Source organism: Actinomadura decatromicini (assembly GCF_008121305.1).
Classification (GTDB): domain Bacteria; phylum Actinomycetota; class Actinomycetes; order Streptosporangiales; family Streptosporangiaceae; genus Spirillospora; species Spirillospora syzygii.
Genome location: NZ_VSRQ01000003.1, coordinates 381811 through 400755, shown reverse-complemented (window position 1 = coordinate 400755; position 18945 = coordinate 381811). Strand labels below are relative to the sequence as shown.

Genomic DNA, 18945 nt, shown 5'->3' with positions numbered 1-18945 from the left:
GCCCCCTGGGGGTCAAGAGTGCGAGGATCGACCGGCTCGCAACGGGGGTTCCAGGGCGTCGCCCTCCTGGGCGGACACGTGGCCTTTGAGGGTCAGGCAGGCTGCTGCGCTCAGCAGGATCACGGCTATCGGGAGGATCATCGTCGGCTTCATGGCGTGGACGAAGCCGTGGGAGAACACCTGGCCTGCCACTTCCTGGACGCGGTGCGCCACGTTCGGCGGGACGCCCGGCGGCAACTGCTGTTTCGCGCCGCTCTGGCCCGCGCCGACCTCCAGGCCGCCCTTGGCGGCCTGCGCGAAGCCCTGGACGAAGCCGGGGCGGACGTCGGGCGGGAGGGCGGTCGAGCGGGTCGCGGCCTCGTCCCGCAGGGACGACGCGAGCTGGTTCTGCAGGACCGCGCCGACCGCCGCGCTGCCGAGGACGGAGCCGACCTGCCGGATCGTGTTGTTCACACCGGACGCGGCCCCGGCGAGCCGCGGCGGGACGTTCCGCGTCGCCTCGGTCGCCATCGGGGCGAACACGCCGCCGATGCCGATCCCGGAGATGACGAGCGGCGCGATGAACGCCGTCCAGTCGGTGCCGACGCCCGCCACGGCGATCAGCCAGAGCATGCCGACGGCGTAGAGGGTGAGCCCGGCCATCAGGATGAACTTGCCGCCGATGCGGTCGGACAGGCGTCCGGCGACGGGCGCGAGGAACATCGACATCAGCGAGGACGGCGCCATCACGAGCCCGGCCTTGAGGGCGCTGAACCCGAGCACCGACTGCATGTAGATCGTCATCGGCAGGAACATGCCGATCATGCCGACCGACACGGCCGCGCCGACGAAGTTCAGGATCGTGAAGTTGCGGTCCTTGAAGAGGGAGAACGGGACGAGCGGCTCCCCGTCCTGGCGTCCGCGCTGGTGCAGGACGAAGATCACGAACAGCACGAGGCCGCCGCCGATGAGGGCCCAGATGCCGGTGTTCCAGTCGTACTTCTGGCCCTCGGTCAGCGCGAACACGAAGCAGAACAGGGAGGCGGACGCCAGCACGACGCCGGTCATGTCGAACTTGTGCCGGACGGTCCGGGTGTGCCCCGGCAGGATCGGCACGGCCATGGCCAGCACGAGGATCCCGATCGGCAGGTTCACGAAGAAGATCCACCGCCAGTCGAGGCTGGTGACGAGCAGGCCGCCGACGGTGGGCCCGGCGATCGTGGAGACCCCGGCGACCGCGCCCCACACGCCGAGCGCGGCGCCGCGCCGCTCCGGCGGGAACACGCTGATGATCATCGACATGGTCTGCGGCATCAGCAGCGCGGCGCCGAGCCCCTGCACGGCGCGGGCGGCGATCAGCTGGACCGGGTCCTGCGCGATCCCGCACGCGAGGCTGGACAGTGTGAACAACGCCACACCGGCGATGAACAGGTTCTTCTTGCCCCACAGGTCGCCGAGCCTGCCCGCGGTGATCAGCAGGACGGCGAGCACCAGGATGTAGGCGTTGACGACCCAGAGCACCTCGTCCAGCGAGGCGTCCAGCTTGTCGATCATGCTGGGGATGGCGATGTTGACGATCGTCAGGTCGAGCAGCGTCATGAAGAAGCCGAGCGACAGGGTCAGCAGGATCGCCCAGGGGTTTCCCCGCCATCTACTCATCGGTTCCCGCCTTTCTGGGGGACGTCCCCCGAGCCCCCCGAGAGGGGAGCCGATGATCTTCCGGTCATCGGTCCCCCGGTCGTGCGGCGTGCTTCGTAGTCGTGGTGGAGCGCGTGCTCGTCCGGCGGGTGACAGGTCGTCACACCTTCGTGGTCCTCCCAGGTGAGGCGGCCGGACTCCAGGTCGTCGGCGAGCGCGCGGGTGAAGTCGAGCTCGGCCCGCACGCGGGTGATCAGCCATTCCTGGTCGAGCAGCTTGTAGCGTTCGAGGCCGGTCTTCAGGAGCGCGTCGTTCGCCGTCTGGTGCCCGGCGAGATGGGCCTCCAGGGCGACGACCCGGTGCCGCAGCTGCCGCGCGACCTCCGCCTCCGGGAGGAGGTTGACGAACGCCAGCGCGGTGCCGAACAGCGGGAACTCCTCGGCCGGGCGCGCGAGCAGCTCGGCGAGCCTGATGTGGGCGGCGTCGCGTCCGGCGCTCGTCACCGCGTACACGGTGCGCTCGGGGCGGCGGCCCGTCCGGCTCGTCTCCAGCGGCTCGATCAGGTGGGCCGCGGAGAGCCGCTCCACCGAGTGGTAGAGCGACCCGTGCGTGATCTTGACGGCCTGGTCGTAGGCGTGGTCGCGGATGCGCTGCTGCATCTCGTACGGGTGCATGGGCCCGTCGCACAGCATGCGCAGGACGGTCAGCGCGAGCGGCGTGAGGGGTCGGGACATGACGACGGCCTTCGGTCGATGTCGATTAGTCCACTTAGACTAATCCATCTAGATGGCCGTCGGGAAATCACTCTACTGGTCGGACAATTCTCCCAGCTCAGAGGGGTCGGCGGAACGTGCCTAGCGGACGGCGTCCACCGAGTTCGCCGCGCCGTTCCGGGTCACGTAGTCGCCGACGCGGTCGTCGCGGACGGCCGTGAACAGCGACCGCAGCCCATCATCGTCCAGGAGTACGACACTTTGGCCGCCGCGCTCCCCGAGCTTGCCGACCGGGGCCGTCAGGTACTCCATCAGGGACGTGCCGAGCAGCCGCTGCGCCAGCCCGCGCAGCGTCCCGGACGACACCGAGTCGTCCACCGTCACCGACCGGCTCGCCGCCCGCACGAACCGGTCGATCTTGATCGGGTTGCGGGTGTTGAGGGCCTTCTCCGACAGCGCGTGCAGGAACGCCTGCTGCCGCTTCATCCGGTCGAGGTCCCCGGCCGGGAGGTTCCAGCGCTGCCGGACGAAGTCCAGCGCCGCGACGCCGTTCAGGTGCTGGCGGCCGGCCTTCCACGTCCGGTCGTGCTTCGGGTCGTGGGTCTGCCGGGTGACGGTGACGTCCACGCCGCCGAGCGCGTCCGTCATCGTGACGAAGCCGTTGAAGTCCAGCGCCGCGTAGTGGTCGATCCGCACCGAGGTGAGCGACTCCACCGTCCGGATCAGCAGTCGCGGCCCGCCGTAGGAGAACGCCGCGTTGATCTTCGTGGTGCCGTGCCCGGGGACGGGCACCCAGGAGTCGCGGGGGATCCCGATCACCGACACGCGGTCGCCGCGCCCGGACATGTGCACCACCATGATCGTGTCGGCCCGCGCGCCCATCGAGGGCAGGTCGGCGCGCCGGTCGGAGCCGATCAGCAGCCAGTTCTCGCCGCGTCCGGACGCGGGCCTGCCCTGCTCGGTCGGCAGCGCCCCGGCGATCCGCCGCACCCCGCCGTCGTAGGCGCGCTGCAACAGGTAGAGGCCGCCCGCCGCCAGCAGCAGGACGCCGAGCGCGATCCCGCCGCAGCCGATGGCCACCCGGCGTCTACTCCTGTTCCGCAGCATCCCTCCACCCTCCACGCGAGGGCGGACGCGCCCGCCGCGCCGGGCGGGCCGCGGACGACTCTTTGACGAGATTCGAGTTCGCTCTGAAGATCCCCGGGGAACGCGAAGGGGACGCCGCCGGGCTCCGTTGACCGGGGGCGCCCCCTCGCGCCTCACCCCTTGAGGGCGATCTCCAGCTGGTCGAGGGCCCAGTCCAGCTCGTCGCGCTCGATGACGAGCGGCGGGGCGAGCCGGAGCGTGGTCTCGTGCGTCTCCTTGACGAGGACGCCCAGCTCCATCAGCCGCTCGCTCACCGGACGCGCCGCGCCGTGCAGCTCGACGCCCGCCCACAGCCCGCGTCCGCGGATCTGCCGCGCGATGTCGGACGGCAGCCGCCCGAGCCGCTCGTGCAGGTGCGCGCCGAGCGTCCTGGAGCGTTCCTGGTACTCGCCGGTCTTCAGCATCGCGACGACCTCGCGCCCGATGGCGCAGGCGAGCGGGTTGCCGCCGAACGTCGACCCGTGCTGCCCAGGCCGGAACACGCCGAGGACGTCGCGGTCCGCGACGACCGCGGAGACGGGCACGATCCCGCCGCCGAGCGCCTTGCCGAGGATGTAGACGTCCGGGACGACGCCCTCGTGCTCGCACGCGAACGTGTCGCCGGTGCGGCCGAGGCCCGACTGGATCTCGTCCGCGATCATCAGCGAGCCGTTCGCGGTGCACAGGTCGCGGACGGCCCGCAGGAACCCGCTCGGCGGGACGTTCACGCCCGCCTCGCCCTGGATGGGCTCGACCAGCACGCCGACCGTGTCGCCGTCCATCGCGGCCCGCAGCGCCTCGACGTCCCCGTACGGGACGGTCCGGAATCCCGGCGTGTACGGCCCGTAGGAGTCCTTGGCGTCGGCGTCGGTGGAGAAACTGACGATCGTGGTCGTCCGGCCGTGGAAGTTGCCCTCGAACGTGACGATGTTCGCCTGGCCGTCCGGGACGCCCTTGACCTCGTACCCCCACTTGCGCGCGGTCTTCAGCGCGGTCTCGACGCCCTCGGCGCCGCTGTTCATGGGCAGGACCATGTCCTTGCCGCACAGCTCGGCGAGCTCGGTGACGAACGGCCCGAAGTTGTCGTGGTCGAACGCGCGGCTGACCAGGGTCACGCGGTCCATCTGGCGCTTGGCGGCCGCGGTGAGGCGCGGGTTGCGGTGGCCGAAGTTGACCGCCGAGTACGCGGCCAGCATGTCGAGGTAGCGGCGTCCCTCGACGTCGGTCAGCCACACGCCGTCCGCCTCGGCGACCACGATCGGGAGCGGGTGGTAGTTGTGCGCGCTGTGCTCGTCGGACATCGCGCGGAGTTCCTCGGTCGGCGTCACGGCGCTCCTTCGCGGCTCGGCCCGGGCCGCCGGCGGTCCGGGCATACCTGGGACACCGGACGTCGGTCCGGTGCCGGGGGGAGGGGGCCGGACAGGTCAGGCTGGCCGCCGGTCCACAATCCAGCGTATGTTCGGATACGACCGTCGACCAATGACGAAAACCGACTTAGGGGGTGTTATTTGTTGCGTCTTGACGACCTGGACCGGCGCATCGTTGCGCGCCTCCTGGAGGACGGCCGGGCCTCCTACGCGCAGATCGGCGCGAAGGTCGGGCTGTCCGCCCCGGCGGTGAAGCGGCGCGTCGACCGGCTCCGCGCGGACGGCGTGATCAACGGCTTCGCGGCCGTCGTCGACCCGGCCGCGCTCGGCTGGACGACCGAGGCGTTCATCGAGATCTTCTGCACGGGGGCGACGTCCCCGGAGGAGATCTACTCGAGCGTCCGGGGCCATCCGGAGGTCGTCGCGGCGTACACGATCAGCGGGGACGCGAGCGCCCTCGTCCACGTGCGGGCGCGCGACATCCAGCACCTGGAGCAGGCCCTCGAACGGCTCCGCCGGGAGGACAACATCACCGCGACGAAGACGGCGATCGTGCTGTCGCGGCTGATCGGCCGTCCGATCGACGCCCCCTCGCATCCGAACGGCGGCACTACCGGGGAGTAGGGTGCCCGGCATGCACTTCGCGACCGCCGACCTCATCGACGACTTCGGGGACGAGCTCCGCAGCTGCGAGACCCAGTTCCGGCTCTACGGCGGACGGACGGCCTTCGCGGGCTCGATCGCGACCGTGCGCTGCCGCCGCGACAACGGGCTCGTGAAGAGGCTGCTCAACACGCCGGGCGAGGGCCGCGTCCTGGTCGTGGACGGCGCCGGGTCGCTGGCGTCCGCGCTGCTCGGCGACATGATCGCCGGGGCGGCGGTGGCGAACGGCTGGTCCGGCGCGGTGATCCACGGGGCCGTCCGGGACGTGGCCGCGCTGCGCGCCCTGGACCTCGGGGTGAAGGCCCTCGGCTCCAACCCGCGCAAGAGCGCCAAGGACGGCGCGGGCGAGGTGGACGTCCCGGTGGTTTTCGGCGGCGTCGAGTTCCGTCCGGGGGACTGGCTTTACAGCGACGAGGACGGGATCGTGGTGGCCGGTCGCGATCTGCTCGACCGGCGTCCGCCGGACTGACCTGGGCGAATTGTCCGACATGCCATGCGAAACCGGACTAGATCGGCTATGTCGGCCCTAGCCGGGCGGATTCCCCTGTCCTTACCTTGTGGCGCAACCCACCAGAGGCAGGGGAGACATGCGCGCCAAGAGAACCCTGATGGTGCCCGCGGCGGTGATGGGTCTGGTCGTGGCGCTCGCGACCGCCCCGCCGGTCGCGGCGCAGCCGAGACCGGCGATCCCGAAGCCGACCGCCAACCCGTGGCAGATGCGGCACTGGCCGCAGACGCAGCCGTGGCAGCGCGCCCAGCCGCCCGGCCGTCCGCACCGGCACGGCGCGCCGAGCGCCATCGACCCGCAGAACTACGAGCTTCCCGAGACGATGACCTGGGACGACTACAAGTCGATCCCGGGCACGAACTGGTCCGACCCGTCCCGGAAGGGCTCGGTGAAGAACTTCAACGGCGCCGTCGTCCTCGTCGACTACTCGAACCAGCCTTTCGTGGTGACGCAGCCGAAGAACTCCACCATCTTCGGCAACCCGGTGGCCGTCGGGGACGTCCCGCGCACCCAGGTCGCCAAGTTCTACCAGGACTTCCTCAACAAGCCGCAGCAGCTCAACCACGGCCACACCCTCCACGAGTACTGGATGGAGGACTCCGGCGGCCGCTACGGCGTGAACCTCACCGGGTTCGGCGCGTACAAGATGCCCGCCAAGGACCACGAGTACGGCGTGGACGGGATGCAGGGCGGCACCGGCTGCCCGTCCGGCGACACCTGCAACCGCGACCTGCGCAAGGACGCCCGCGCCGCGTGGGTCGCCGACGTCGGCGAGGCCGAGGCGAAGAAGTACGACTTCGTGTTCTTCCTCAGCGCCGGGCAGGACGAGTCGTCCACCTGGCAGGAGTTCGGCGAGATGAAGTTCGGCACCAAGGAGCAGGTGCCGGCGGAGTGGGGCCCGGGCGATCCGAAGCTGACGAACTGGGTGAAGACCCGGTACGTCCCGTGGACGTCCTGGCAGGCCGGCTCCACCCTCTGGCCGAACGCCGTTCCCGGTGAGTCGTCCACCCAGGCGGAGAGCTCCGGCATGTCGGTCTTCGCCCATGAGTTCAGCCACATCCTGGGCGTCGGCGACAACTACAACAACCCGTACAGCAACCCGCCCCGCCGCGACTACAGCGGCCCGTGGGAGATGCTGAGCCGCGGCACCTTCAACGGGCCCGGCGGCCCGCACAGCCGGTGGACGATCCCCGCGACGGGCGGCGCGTCCATGGGCGCCCAGCACATGCTGCGCAACAAGCTGAAGCTCAAGATCGTCGACACGGGCAAGGTGCTCCAGCTCGACCGGGGCGACCTCGCCAAGTCCGGGACGCTCGTCGCGCGGGTCACGGCCCGCTCGGTCCAGCCGGGCGCGAACGAGCTGGCGGGCATCAACCTCACGTTCGGGGCGGGCGGCGACAAGAGCCCGAAGTGCGACATCAACACCGACCCCCTGTGCGACGGCGGCGGCTACAACAACTACACCCTCGAAGTCGTCGACCGGATGGGCACCGACTCCTTCACCCCCGACTCCGGCGTCCTGCTGTCGAAGACCAAGGACCAGGACACCGAGCCGTTCATCTGGGTCAAGGACGCCAACCCGCAGGACATCAACAAGGTCGACTTCGTCCTCCCGGACGGGACGCCCAAGAAGATGACGATCGGCGACTACCGGCAGCTCTCCGACGCCCTGTTCCACGCGGGCACGGACTCCGGCAGCCAGTACGAGTACGTCGACCAGGCCAACCGGCTCCACTTCTACGTCCTCGACCTCAAGCGGGACAAGGACGGCGTGCTCTCCTACACGGTCGGGATCCGCTCGCTCGACGGCGCGGGATCGCAGCAGCGCGGCGTGGAACTCGGCGACGGCAAGGCCGAGCCGACCGGCGGCGGCTGGACGAAGTGCAAGCTGACGCTCCGCAACACCGGCTCCGGCGGCACCGGCTACTACGGCTCCGACGTGTTCCGGCTCAAGGCCACCGCGTCCATCCGCGGCGTGACGACCTGGCTGCCGAACGCCCTGGCCACCGCCCAGGCCAAGGGCAGCACCGAGGTCGAGGTCTGGGCCAAGCCCGCGCGCTGGAACTCCCGCAAGGCGGGCCTGCGCCTGACGGCCACCTCGGAGAGCGACCCGACGAAGTCGGCCACCGGCACGTGCTCCATGCGCTAGCGGCATCTAGTGGCTCGTTAGCGGTACGTGGCGCGTTGCGCTGATCTGGTCCCGGATGGACGGGACGGCCCGGGCCGTCCCGTCCATCCGCGTCTGGTCCTCCGTCCCCGCCTCCTGGGCGGTTGACAAGGACGACGTAATGGCCGATGAAAACTAAATTGCATTTCCCAAGGTCATATCGGGATCGCGGGTGAGGTGCGATCTGGGTTACGTTGCACAGTGTGATGATCTTGCAACGTATTGTGACCAGCGGTCGATGGTGCCTGGCGGCCGTGCCGCTGGCGGTCGCCGCGCCGGGCGTCGCCTACGCCGCCCCGCCCCGTCCCGCGTCCGCCGCCGTGGATACCGCCGCGCCGGACCCGCGTGACTTCGATCTGCGCCGGGGCTCCGACCGCGGCCCGGCCGTCCGGGAACTCGGGCGCCGCCTGCACCGGAGCAGCGTCGGCGGCCTGCTCGCCTCGTCCGGACAGCGAAGGTTCGGGCACGGCTGCGCGGGTCCGGCCGCCGTGCCCGCCCGCTCCCTCGTCTACTGCTTCGACAGGCACGACACCGACACCCACGACTGGGTGCCGCAGGGCGTGACCAGCGTGTCGGACGCGGTGGCCGGCGAGCGCTGGACGGGCGGCAGCAGGCCGATGCTCGTGTCCTGGCACAACGGCGGCCGCATCAGGCTCACCGTCGTCGACCCGGACAGGCGCTCCTACCGGCACGTCCTCCTCGTCGAGCCGAAGTTCGAAGGCGGGACGGCCACCTACTCCGACATCGGCATCCACGCGGGCGGCATCGCATGGTACGGGAACAGGCTGTACGTGGCCGACACCCGGCACGGCATCCGCGAGTTCGACCTGCGGCAGATCTACGACCTGGCGAGGAGCAGGGGCGGGGTCGCCGGGCACTCGGAGCGCGTCGGGCTGCAGGGCGGCAAGTACTACGCCCACGGCTTCCGCTTCCTCATGCCGCAGACCGGGAGCTGGCGCTTCGCCCGGGGGAGGACGGGCGGCAAGTGCCGGGGCACCGGACCGCTGCGCATGTCCTGGGTCGCCGTCGACCGGACCGCGTCGCGGCACGTCCTCATCGCGGGGGAGTACTGCCGTCCGGGCGGGCCGCAAGGCCGACTCGTGACGTGGCCGCTTTCGGCGCTGTCCCGGTCTTCCGGGACGGTCCGTCCCGACTGGGGCGCGACGCTGCCCGGCTACCGGATCCAGGGCGGCGTCCGGGCGAACGGCCACTGGTGGTTCACGCAGAACCGGGGCGAGCAGCGCGGCCTCCTGCTCGTCACGCGCCACCGCGGGTCGGGATGGGACCGCGTCCAGCGCCGCACCATCTCGCACGGTCCCGAGGACCTGTCCTGCTACCGCGGGCAGCACCGCGTCTGGACGGTCGCCGAACATCCCCGCAGGCGCGCCCTCTGGGGGTTCCGCGCCGACGCCTGCGGGTGACCGGACCGAAGGGCCCGGCCCGCGGACTGCCCCGTGCCGGGCCTTTCGCTCACGTGCCCACCTCCTGGCGGGCCCGCCGCTCGGCGGCGGGCGCGGCCGACCGCCGCCGGGCCTGGTCGAGCGCCACGGCGGCCACGGCGAGGACGCCGAACCCGGCCCCGATCCAGGCCGTGGCCGCGTACCCGGCCCCGGCGTCGATCGCGAGGCCGCCGATCCACGGGCCGAGCGTGATGCCGACGTTGAACGAGACGACGTTCCCGGCCGCGACGAGCGTCGCCGAGCCGTCCACCACCCCGAACGCCCGCGTGTTCAGCGTCGGGTTGGTGCCGAACCCGGCGAAGCCGAGCAGGAACACGAGCACCGCCACCGGCACGGGCGAGGTCGCGGTCAGCGCCAGGACCACCGACACCGCGACGAGCCCGCCGAACCCCGCGTACAGGGTCGGGACGGGACGCGTGTCGGCCGTCCGCCCGCCGACCGTGATGCCGATGAGCGCGCCCGTCCCGTAGAGGGCGAGCACGGCGGGGACCCATTTCTCCGCGATCCCGGTCGTCTCGGTCAGCAGCGCGCCCAGGTAGCCGAACGTCACCATCAGCCCGCTCGTGGACAGCGCGGTCGTCCCGTACAGGAGCCACAGCCGGGGGACGGCCATGGCGCGGATCTGGTCGCGCGTCCGGGGCGCTGTGCCGTCCGCGCGGCCGCCGGGGATCGTCGCCGCGACCCCGGCCATCGCGAGGACCGACATCGCGGCGACCGTCCAGAACGCGGCCCGCCAGCCGAGCTGCTGCCCGACCAGCGTCCCGGCCGGGAGGCCCGCGATCGCCGCGACCGTGAGCCCGCCCGCGAGGATGCCCATGGCCTTACCGCGCGCATCGCGCGGGACGAGCCGCACCGCAGTCGCCGCCGCCACCGCCCAGAACCCCGCATACACGAACGCGCCGACGACGCGGGTCGCGAACAGGACCCCGTAGTTCGGCGTGACCGCGCCGACCGCGTGGGCCAGCGCGAACACGGCGAGGAAGGCGAGCAGCGCCCGGCGGTGCGGCCAGCGCAGCGTGAGGACGGCGAGCACCGGCGCGCCCACCAGCATCCCGATCGCGAACGCCGAGATCAGCAGCCCGGTCGCCGGGACGGACACGCCGAGGTCGTGCGCCATCCCGGGCAGCAGCCCGGCGAGCATCAGCTCGGACGTCCCCTGCGCGAAGATCGCCAGCCCCAGCACGTAGACGGCCACCGGCATCGCTCTCGCCTCCTGTATTGGATTGATTGGTTCAAAATTCGGACATGGGAAAACGGCGGGTCGGTCGGGTTCGTTCGTCAGAGGGCGTCCAGGGCGGTGTCCGCGATCGCGGCCAGGGTGCTCCGGTCGGCCCCGCCCCTGGACATCACGCGCATCCCGCTGATCGTGGAGACGAGGAAGTGCGCGAGCGCCAGCGCGTCCTTGTCCCGGTCGATCTCGCCGGACCGGATGCCCTCCTGGACGGCCGCCTTGAGCGCCACGAGCCGCCGCCGCTGGTCCCGGTCGAGCCGCTCGGCGATCTCCGGGTCGCGCGGCGCCAGCTCCACCATCGTGTTGACGACCAGGCAGCCGACCGGGTCGTCCGGCTCGGGCTCGACCGTCCACTCCAGGACCGTCCGCAGCCGCTCCCGCACGGGACGGCGGCCGTCCTCCAGCACTTCGACGAGCCTGGCCGTCCTGGTGTCCATGTAGCGGACCAGCGCCTTCTCGAACAGGTCGCGCTTGCTGCGGAACGTGTTGTAGATGCTGCTGCGCCCGAGTCCGGTCGCCTCGCACAGCTCCTGGGTGGACGTGGCCTCGTAGCCGTCCGTCCAGAAGGCGCGCATGGCCGCGTCGAGCGCCCGGTCCTCCTCGAACTTCCTCGGCCGTGCCATGCCGGTACGGTAACACGTTATGGACAGTGCGATCCAATACAGAAGGTCAGAGCCTCAGCGTGACGAAACGGTGGCGGCCGGGATACGCGAGGAGCGCCTGTCCCCGCGGTATGGGACCTCGGACGGCGCGCGGCAGCCCCCAGAGATCGCCCTCCCTGCCCCCCGTGTCTCCCGTCAGCAGCACCGGAGCGCCGATGTCCCGCCACGACTTGACCAGATTGCCGCCCATGTCCAGAAGGGTGCGGTGCCGGGACAGGACGAGTCGCGGACCGTTCGCCGGACTCGACCGGAGCAGGTCGAGAAGTGGAAGGAGCGGATCGCTCCGGAAGAGACCCCAGTGGTTCTTGACGAGGAGGAATACATCGGGGCCCCGTGTCATGGTTCCGTGTCGTGCCGCCTCATCGATCGCCTCCCCTAGAAGGCGGCCGAACTCGTGGGCTGCCACGGTGTCCCCCGGTGCCTCCAGAGTGATCTTTTCTTCTTCTTCTCCGGGAATCAGATCGTCCCCGTCCAGGAGGTAGACGAGTCCTCTGGCGTGCGCGCGGATCTCGTCATGCAGGCGGTTCAGAAGTGTCGCCTTCCCGGAGTGAGGCGGGCCGGAGATCAGCAGATGGCGGTCGGCCTCGAAGTTCAGCACCACGTCCTCGCCCGTGTCGCTGTCGACACCGATCGATATCCGCGGATACGGCTCCCGCACGGTCGACGGCGCTGGTTCGTAGCCGTCGAATACCAGGAACCGAGAGGCGAAAGACGGGGCGGCCCGGCGCAGTTCACGGACGTCGTCGCTGTCTCCGCAGAGGACGACCATCGGGTCGTGGCCGTATTCGTCCATCAGACGCGGGAGTTCGCTGACGAAACCGTCCCAGAGCGGGGCGGCATGGTGCCGGATCTCGCTGAGGTGAAAGAGCAGCACACCGCCGCGGTTCTCTTGAAAGAGGCCGGGCCAGGGCGGGACGGGCTCGCCGACCGGACGGCCCGCGGAATCGAGCAGCGGCACCTCGTGCACGACGCCGCTGGAAAGCGCGCCTTCGTCGCGGAGCAGCCATCCGTACAGGCGCGCCATCCTGGCCATCCGAGCCCGATCGGTACCCTCCAGGATCAGATGGCGGATGCGCCTACTCGGCGCTTCCCCAGGGGCGGGCTCCGGAAAAAAGACCCTCCGGAGCATGTCCATGGTCGCTTCGGTGTCGGCCTCCAGGTCGATCTGGTCGAGCTGGATGTCGGGGGGCACGGGCGGCGCCGGGCGGGCTTCGGCTCCTCTCGCCCGCTCGACGAAGTCGTCGACGGCGGATCGCGATGGCTCCGGCGCCAGGACGAGCTGGCGGGGGACGCCGCCGCCGGCGAGGAGGTAGGCCGTCCGCTCGTCGGGGAACGACACGGTCGCCCGTCCGAGCACGCGCTGGAGTTCGGCGGGCGGCCGGGGGCTCGCCGCCATCCGCCAGCCGACGAGGGGCATGACGCGGTTCCAGATCGTGCTGTTCTCGACGGTCTCCGAAGAGAGCAGGAGTTGCACGCCGAGCGCCCTTCCGCGGCTCGCGAGCGAGACCAGGGTCTCTCCGACCTCGCGCCTGCTGGAGGGGAACGTCAGCGAGACGTCGGTGAACACCACGAGGCGTGGATGGTCGCTCGCGGTGTTGGCGGCGCGCTCGTCCATCTCGTTCGACAGATAGTCGAGGAAATGGCGGAGTTGCTCCGGCCGTCCGAGCAACTCGGACTCGGAATAGTCGACGTGCGGCAGCGGAAGCGGATCGCCGAGCGGGTGCTCGCCCATTCCGGCGAACGCGAACCTGAGATCCGAGGGGGAGTACCCGGCGGCGAGCGCGAGGACGATGGCGCGGTTGACGCGCTGACGTGCTTCGGTGCCGCCCACGATGAGGCCGTGCGGGATACCCGACGAAAGGTCGAACGGGTAGAAGCTGAGGGCGTTCCCATCGGCGTGATGGCCGATGGTCGTCTTCCGTGGAGTGGTCGCGGGAAGCGCCCATGTTTCCCCGAACGCCTCGCCGGGACCCGCGCCGTTGAGCCGGAGAACGTCGATATCGAGGGGCGGCTGCGTCTGAACCGGCCCTCCTGGCAGATGGACTGTGAGTTGGCGTGCGCGCGGTCCGCGCTGCTCCATCTGCGCCAGGAGCGAGTCGGCGTCCGCGGCGGAGACACGCGCGGGACGGAAACGCGCATCCGGCCTTCCCTCGACCCTGAGCGTGGCCTGCTCGCCGTCCGCTGGATCGTCGAGTTCGATCCGCCATCTGGTGAGGTGGTCGAACCGGTCGATGTCCGTGGATTCCTCGCGGGAATAGAAGATGAAACGGAAGCCCACGTCCGGCCCCGTGGCAGTCAGCCGGGCGAGGTCGTCGGCCAAATCGGGATCGGCGTCCAGGAGCCGCCGGTCGACGCCCAGGACGACGGCCAGCGCGGGAAGCGGGTCGAGCGGCGAGTTCCGGTCGGCACGGTATTCGGCCCAGGTTTCGATGCCCGCGTCCCGCAGGACGGCCTCGCGGTGCCGTCGTTCTGCTTTGAGTATCGACGCCACGCTGCCGGTACCCGGCTCGGACAGGTCGAGGACGGTTGCGGCGGTGTGCGGGAGCAGATGAAGGCCGCTGTAGGCGTTGCTCTCGTGGAAGTCGGAGCAGTTGAGCAGGGCGAACGCGACCTTGTCCGGCGGGTGGCCGATCGCCAGGCTGAGCAGGACGGTCCGGAGCATCTCATGGACGGCGCGTGGTGGCCCCGAGACAGCGCCGTGTGAGCCCTCGCCACCGTAGAGGAAGTCGAGCTGCGTCGTGCCGCCGTTGTCGTACGTGCCGATGGCTTCGAACATCGGGTCGACAAGGTCCCAGATGAGCCGGGGTCCGTCGGCCGGTGTGACGCGAGGGTCCGACGTCTCGCGCGGTTCCAGGGGGTCGGGGACACCCGCCGGGGCGGTGGCCAGGTGGGAGCGGGTCTCGGGGGTCAGGAGGGCGAAGTGGTCGGTGTCGGCCGTCAGTTTCACCGGGCCGCCGTCGGTGGGGAGGAGGGCGCGGAAGCGTTCGGCGGCCGTTCCGGCGCGGCGTTCGATCTCGGCGGAGACCGCCTCCAGGACATGCCGCGTGTGCAGCGCCTCCGGACGCGGCAGCGTGTCGAGCAGCGCCTCCCGCGCGCCCGGCACGAACTCGTAGCGCACCCCGCCGACCGAGCGCAGCAGGCCGCTCAGCAGCACCTCGGCGAGTTGCCCCGGACCTGAGCCGCCGAGGATCCGGTGCTGGATCAGCCGCATCACCGGCAGCGACGGGACGGAGACCGCGACGTGCGCGGCGAGTTCGGCGGCGTCCGCGGACGCCGTGGCGAGGAACCGGCGGACGCGCTCCTCGACCGGCAGTTCGCGTTCGCGGCGCACGGGCACGGGCACGGCCGCGGCGGGCGGCCGGGCGGGCAGCGTCGCGACGGCGGCGGGCTGCGGGTCGGAGCCGGAGACGAGCCGGGCCCACGCGCCGAACCAGCGCGGCGCCACCTCCAGGACGGGCACGGGCACGCCCGCCTTCGCGTCCCCGTCGTACGGGACGAACCGCAGGTCCGCGTTCGGCGCGCCCGGACGCGGCAGCACGGCGACGCCGGGCGCGGCCGGGGCGGCGGTGCGCCGCCAGAGGCGCTCGGCGAGCGGCTGGAGGATCGCGGTCGGCCCGGTCTGCGCCCAGCGCCGGACGGCCCGCGCGGCGCGTCCGTCCCACCAGTGCGGGCCCGAGCAGTCGGACAGGACGAGCACGGCCCGGCGCCCGGACGCGTCGAGCAGCGTGCCGGGGTCTTGGCGCGGCGCGTCCGGGATGGCGGCGACGCCTCCGGTGGTGTCGAGGTAGGCGACGTGGACGTCCTGGAACGCGCCCTGGCGGAGCAGCGTCTCGGTCAGTTCGCGGGCGAGCGGGCGCCACAGCCGCATCGTCGGGCCGGTGTCCACGACGAGCGTGAGCGAGAGCCAGCGTTCGGGTTCGGGGACGAGTACCGGCGTCCACACCCCGGTGTCGGCGATGCGCGCGGCGGTCGCGTCCTCGTCCAGCCCGAACCGGTGCCGCGACGGCACCCGCCGCTTCAGCGGACGCAGCGCCCGCTGCACGCCGAGCGGGTCCGCGAGCATCGGCGCGGTCGGGACGAGCACCTCCGTCGCCTCCCCGACCGGCTCGGGGACGGCGGCGCCCTCTCCGGGCGTCTCGGGTGCGGCACGGGGATGGAGCGGGGAGAGCGGCTCGGGCTCGGGACGCGGCCGGGGGACGGTGTCCGGGAGCGGCGGCGCTTCCTCGATCACCTGCGGAACCGCCGGGAGGGGCTCGCGGGGAGGGGCGTCCTCGGACGGAGTGATGTGGCAGGCGAGCCACAGGATCTCGCTCAGCTCGCGGGCGTCCGGCGGCGGTCCGATGGCGGACAGCGCGTCCCGGAGCCGGTCAATCGTCATCGACGGGGCCCGCGAGGTTCGGCATGACGCGGTCGGCGAGGGCCCGGCGGTCCTCGGCGTCGGCGTGGCGGCACAGGTAGACGGCGTTGAGGAGCTGGTCGGTCGCCAGCGTCCCGGAGGCGGCCCGTTCGAGGAACCGCCGGACGAGGTCGTCGCTCCGGTCGGCGAGCGGCCCGAGGTGCTCGCGGACGATCGCCGCCAGCTCCGCCTCCCCGGACGGCTGCCGCAGCTCGACCGTGACGCAGCGGCGCAGGAACGCGGGCGGGAACTCGCGCTCGCCGTTGCTGGTCAGCACGACCAGCGGGAACGCGCGGCAGCGGACGGTCCCGGCGGTGACGGTGACGCGCGCGCCCGGCCCGTCGGCGGTCATCACCTCGGCGGACGGGTCGGCGCGGCGGGACAGCTCCGGCACCTCGTACTCGCCCTTCTCGAAGATCGTGAGGAGGTCGTTGGGCAGGTCGATGTCGCTCTTGTCGATCTCGTCCACGAGCAGGACGCGGGGCCGCCGGTAGGGCAGCAGCGCCGTGCCGAGGGGGCCGAGGCGGATGAAGCGGCCGATGTCCTCGTCGTCGGCCGGGGACGTGTCGCGTCCGGCTGCGTACAGGCGGGTGAGGGGGTCGTACTGGTAGAGGCCGTCGCGCAGCGTCGTCCGGCTGGTGATGGGCCAGTGCAGGACGGGTCCGAGCCCCAGTTCGTGGGCCACCGCGTAGGCGAGCGTCGATTTCCCCGTACCGGGCGGACCCGTCACCAACAACGGACGACGCAGGTACAACGCGGCGTTGACCTGCTGCACGGCGTCGTCCGACGGACGGTACGTCGTCGCCTGGTGCGCGTTCCCCGAACCGCCCTCCGGGGACGGCAGCACCGGGCCGCCGTCGAACGCGCGCCAGGGCGGCGGCGGAGGCAGCCGGTCCACTCCGTCGTGCGGGCGACGGCTCCCTGTGTAGATCAGCCAGTCGGGCACCTAGACCTCCATGGCGAGGGGCGGATCGGGCAGGCGGGACGGGTCGTCCCAGAGCAGGGTCAGGGCGCGTCCGCAGTGCGGCTCGCCGTCCGGCGCGACGAGCGCCTCCTTGCGCAGCGCGAGCGCGATGCGCGGCAGTTCGGCGGGCGACCTGCCGCCGACCGCGGCGGTCAGGTCGTCCAGGACGCGGTGCCCTTCGCAGTCGTCATGGGAGGGCCCGACGCACTTCTCGCGCGTCCACAGCATGACGGGGATGCCGTTGTTGAGCGCGGCCTTCAACCACGTCTTCATCGGACGCGACCCGTAGACGAGCACGGAGAAGTCGACGTGCGCCTCGAGCCAGCGCTCGAAGTCGCCGCCCCGGCGCGGCGCGTCGCAGGCGACCCGGTGCGGCTCGCCGCAGCCCCGCTCGGTCAGCAGCCGCCAGCGGTGATGGGCCTGGTCGCGGCGGATCGAGCCGGGGCGCAGCCGCTCCACGTCCCGCACCACCACCGGGTACCGGCGCATCGGGATCCGGTTGCGCGCGTCGACGTACCACTGCTCGAACGGCCTGCCGAGCCAGCTCTCCGGCACCGCGAACTCGATCATCCAGTCGCGGCCGAACAGCGCGGGCGCGACCGCCGCGACGCCCTCCTCGACGACCTCCCGGACCTTGCGCTCCGGGACCCGCGCGACCGGCCGGGACGGCCCCTCCGCCCCGTCGATCCACGTCTGCACGGCGACGTCGAAGGCGTTGTCGAACGTCACCCGCTCCAGCCGGACGATCACCGACGCGGGATCGGAGTGCGCGGGGGCGGGCGCCGCGCCCGGCAGGTGGCGGGCCGACCAGGCGGTGAGCCGCTGCCGCCGCGCCTCCGGCAGATGCCGCCCGAGCGCCGCCAGATACCGGACGAGCCGCTCCTCCGCCAGCCCCTCCGCCACGTACCGCACCGACGCCCACGCCGACCGGAAGCCGTCGAGCGCCGGGCGGCCGACCGTCCACGCCAGGTCGGCGGCGAGCGGCTCGGTGAAGCGGACGCCGTCCAGCAGCTCGCGCAGCTCGCGGCGCGCGTCCGGGGACGCCCAGCGCAGCGGGAGCAGGTCGTCGAGCGGCTCCCAGTGCGCGCGGAGGCTGGCGAGCGGCAGCATCCAGCCGAGGTCGGCGCGGTCGCCGTGCCGCAGCTCCGCGTTCGTCACCATCCCGATGACCTCGCCCGTGTCCGTGTCGTACACGGCGGACCCGCTGTAGCCCTCCTCCAGCCAGTCGCCCGGCCCGGTCTTCAGCTCCCACCACTCCTGCCGCATGCCTCGGTGCGGGGACGTCGTCACCGTCGCGTGCCGCTCGTTCCGGTCGTGCCGCCGGGGGAAGCCCCAGACGCCGAACGTCCGCCCGGCGACGCGCGGGTCGTCGGGCGCGGCGAGCCGCGCGGGCGCGTACGGGACGGGCTCGCGCAGTTCGAGCACCGCGACGTCGCCGAGGTCGCCCGCGCGCCGCCAGCCGCCGACGTGCGTCACCCGGGCGGGCAGGTCCTCCCGCAGGCCGGGGAAGCCGATCCGCGCCTCGTCCAGGCCGCGGACGGAGTGCGCGCAGGTCAGCAGCCGGTCCGCGGTGACGAGGAAGGCCGCGCCGACCTTGCCGCCGCCGGGCGGGCCGACCCAGGCGCGCCACTGCCAGCCGTCCACGACGCGGCTACGCCCCCTCCCCGTCGGTCCCGGCGGTGTTGTCGGCGGGCGGGCGGCCCCAGGTCAGCTTGACCTTGAGCTGCCCCTCGACGGAGGTCTTGGCGATCACCGCCCCCGCCGCCGCGTTGAGCTTCACGCCGAACTCCAACTCGACCGCGTCCGGGTCGGCGGCGCCGCCGCGCAGCGCCGCGAGCGCCGAGTCGGCCGCGTCCTTGATACTGCGGAACGCCTCCTCGAACGAGACGGCCGCGTCGTGGATCATGTCGCCCGCGCGGGACACCGACTGGAAGCCCGGCTCCCGGTCGTCGGTCTCCACGACGACCGTCCCGTGCTGTGTCTGCCACCGCACCAGTTCGTCCACAACGCCCTCCCCGACCCAAAAATCTATCAAGATCACATGATTCGGGATGGTTGGCTGGAGACACCCG

Annotated in this window: 14 protein-coding genes; 4 read left to right on the top strand and 10 right to left on the bottom strand. The window is 71.9% G+C overall.

Features of this window, described 5'->3' with window-relative positions; genetic code table 11:
• Positions 1–12 precede the first annotated feature (12 nt).
• The 4 genes from FXF68_RS15660 to rocD all read right to left on the bottom strand — a co-directional run bounded on the left by FXF68_RS15660 (position 13) and on the right by rocD (position 4828).
• Positions 13–1638 carry a DHA2 family efflux MFS transporter permease subunit gene (locus tag FXF68_RS15660; RefSeq protein ID WP_148759792.1) on the bottom strand — a complete coding sequence of 542 codons (1626 nt, stop codon included), beginning with the start codon at positions 1636–1638 and terminating at the stop codon, positions 13–15.
• A complete protein-coding gene (locus FXF68_RS15655) occupies positions 1635–2351 on the bottom strand; it encodes a PadR family transcriptional regulator (protein ID WP_148759790.1) in 717 nt (238 codons plus the stop codon). Before FXF68_RS15655 ends, FXF68_RS15660 begins: the two co-directional genes overlap by 4 nt.
• Positions 2352–2471: 120 nt before the next feature.
• Positions 2472–3410, bottom strand: a complete 939-nt coding sequence (locus FXF68_RS15650) for an LCP family protein (RefSeq protein ID WP_187437944.1) — start codon at positions 3408–3410, stop codon at positions 2472–2474.
• A 179-nt stretch (positions 3411–3589) separates the two neighbouring features.
• The gene (rocD, locus tag FXF68_RS15645) at positions 3590–4828 is read right to left on the bottom strand and encodes an ornithine--oxo-acid transaminase (RefSeq protein WP_148759786.1); all 1239 of its coding nucleotides are present in this window, start codon (positions 4826–4828) and stop codon (positions 3590–3592) included.
• 138 nt (positions 4829–4966) lie between these two features.
• On the opposite strand from rocD, the gene FXF68_RS15640 reads away from it, so the two are divergent.
• The 4 genes from FXF68_RS15640 to FXF68_RS15625 all read left to right on the top strand — a co-directional run bounded on the left by FXF68_RS15640 (position 4967) and on the right by FXF68_RS15625 (position 9581).
• Positions 4967–5446, top strand: coding sequence for an Lrp/AsnC family transcriptional regulator (locus FXF68_RS15640; protein ID WP_067905618.1), 480 nt, complete (start codon positions 4967–4969; stop codon positions 5444–5446).
• 10 nt (positions 5447–5456) lie between these two features.
• Entirely contained in the window at positions 5457–5954 is a 498-nt protein-coding gene (gene rraA / locus FXF68_RS15635) for a ribonuclease E activity regulator RraA (protein WP_148759784.1), read from the top strand.
• 118 nt (positions 5955–6072) lie between these two features.
• Positions 6073–8142, top strand: a complete 2070-nt coding sequence (locus FXF68_RS15630) for a M6 family metalloprotease domain-containing protein (RefSeq protein ID WP_246178721.1) — start codon at positions 6073–6075, stop codon at positions 8140–8142.
• A 242-nt stretch (positions 8143–8384) separates the two neighbouring features.
• Entirely contained in the window at positions 8385–9581 is a 1197-nt protein-coding gene (locus tag FXF68_RS15625) for a hypothetical protein (RefSeq protein WP_148759782.1), read from the top strand.
• A 49-nt stretch (positions 9582–9630) separates the two neighbouring features.
• Here FXF68_RS15625 and FXF68_RS15620 read toward each other — a convergent pair whose 3' ends face one another.
• The 6 genes from FXF68_RS15620 to FXF68_RS15595 form a co-directional block, all read right to left on the bottom strand.
• Positions 9631–10821: a Cmx/CmrA family chloramphenicol efflux MFS transporter gene (locus FXF68_RS15620; RefSeq protein ID WP_148759780.1), complete on the bottom strand. Its 1191-nt coding sequence runs from the start codon at positions 10819–10821 to the stop codon at positions 9631–9633.
• 77 nt (positions 10822–10898) lie between these two features.
• Complete coding sequence (locus FXF68_RS15615; RefSeq protein ID WP_148759778.1) at positions 10899–11474, bottom strand: TetR/AcrR family transcriptional regulator; 576 nt, start codon at positions 11472–11474, stop codon at positions 10899–10901.
• A 46-nt stretch (positions 11475–11520) separates the two neighbouring features.
• A complete protein-coding gene (locus tag FXF68_RS15610; protein ID WP_148759776.1) occupies positions 11521–15891 on the bottom strand; it encodes an SAV_2336 N-terminal domain-related protein in 4371 nt (1456 codons plus the stop codon).
• Positions 15881–16855 carry an AAA family ATPase gene (locus FXF68_RS15605; RefSeq protein ID WP_148759774.1) on the bottom strand — a complete coding sequence of 325 codons (975 nt, stop codon included), beginning with the start codon at positions 16853–16855 and terminating at the stop codon, positions 15881–15883. The genes FXF68_RS15610 and FXF68_RS15605 overlap by 11 nt, the downstream gene beginning before the upstream one ends.
• Positions 16856–18517 (bottom strand): VMAP-C domain-containing protein, encoded by a 1662-nt coding sequence (locus FXF68_RS15600; RefSeq protein WP_148759772.1) that lies wholly within the window; start codon positions 18515–18517, stop codon positions 16856–16858.
• A 7-nt stretch (positions 18518–18524) separates the two neighbouring features.
• Complete coding sequence (locus tag FXF68_RS15595) at positions 18525–18878, bottom strand: CU044_2847 family protein (RefSeq protein WP_148759770.1); 354 nt, start codon at positions 18876–18878, stop codon at positions 18525–18527.
• Positions 18879–18945: the final 67 nt, after the last annotated feature.

Coding starts and splice junctions, on each gene's coding strand:
- FXF68_RS15610 (WP_148759776.1), bottom strand. CDS start 15,891: ATGACGATTGACCGGCTCCGGGACGCGCTGTCCGCCATCGGACCGCCG.
- FXF68_RS15615 (WP_148759778.1), bottom strand. CDS start 11,474: ATGGCACGGCCGAGGAAGTTCGAGGAGGACCGGGCGCTCGACGCGGCC.
- rocD (WP_148759786.1), bottom strand. CDS start 4,828: ATGCCCGGACCGCCGGCGGCCCGGGCCGAGCCGCGAAGGAGCGCCGTG.
- FXF68_RS15655 (WP_148759790.1), bottom strand. CDS start 2,351: ATGTCCCGACCCCTCACGCCGCTCGCGCTGACCGTCCTGCGCATGCTG.
- FXF68_RS15630 (WP_246178721.1), top strand. CDS start 6,073: ATGCGCGCCAAGAGAACCCTGATGGTGCCCGCGGCGGTGATGGGTCTG.
- FXF68_RS15660 (WP_148759792.1), bottom strand. CDS start 1,638: ATGAGTAGATGGCGGGGAAACCCCTGGGCGATCCTGCTGACCCTGTCG.
- FXF68_RS15620 (WP_148759780.1), bottom strand. CDS start 10,821: ATGCCGGTGGCCGTCTACGTGCTGGGGCTGGCGATCTTCGCGCAGGGG.
- rraA (WP_148759784.1), top strand. CDS start 5,457: ATGCACTTCGCGACCGCCGACCTCATCGACGACTTCGGGGACGAGCTC.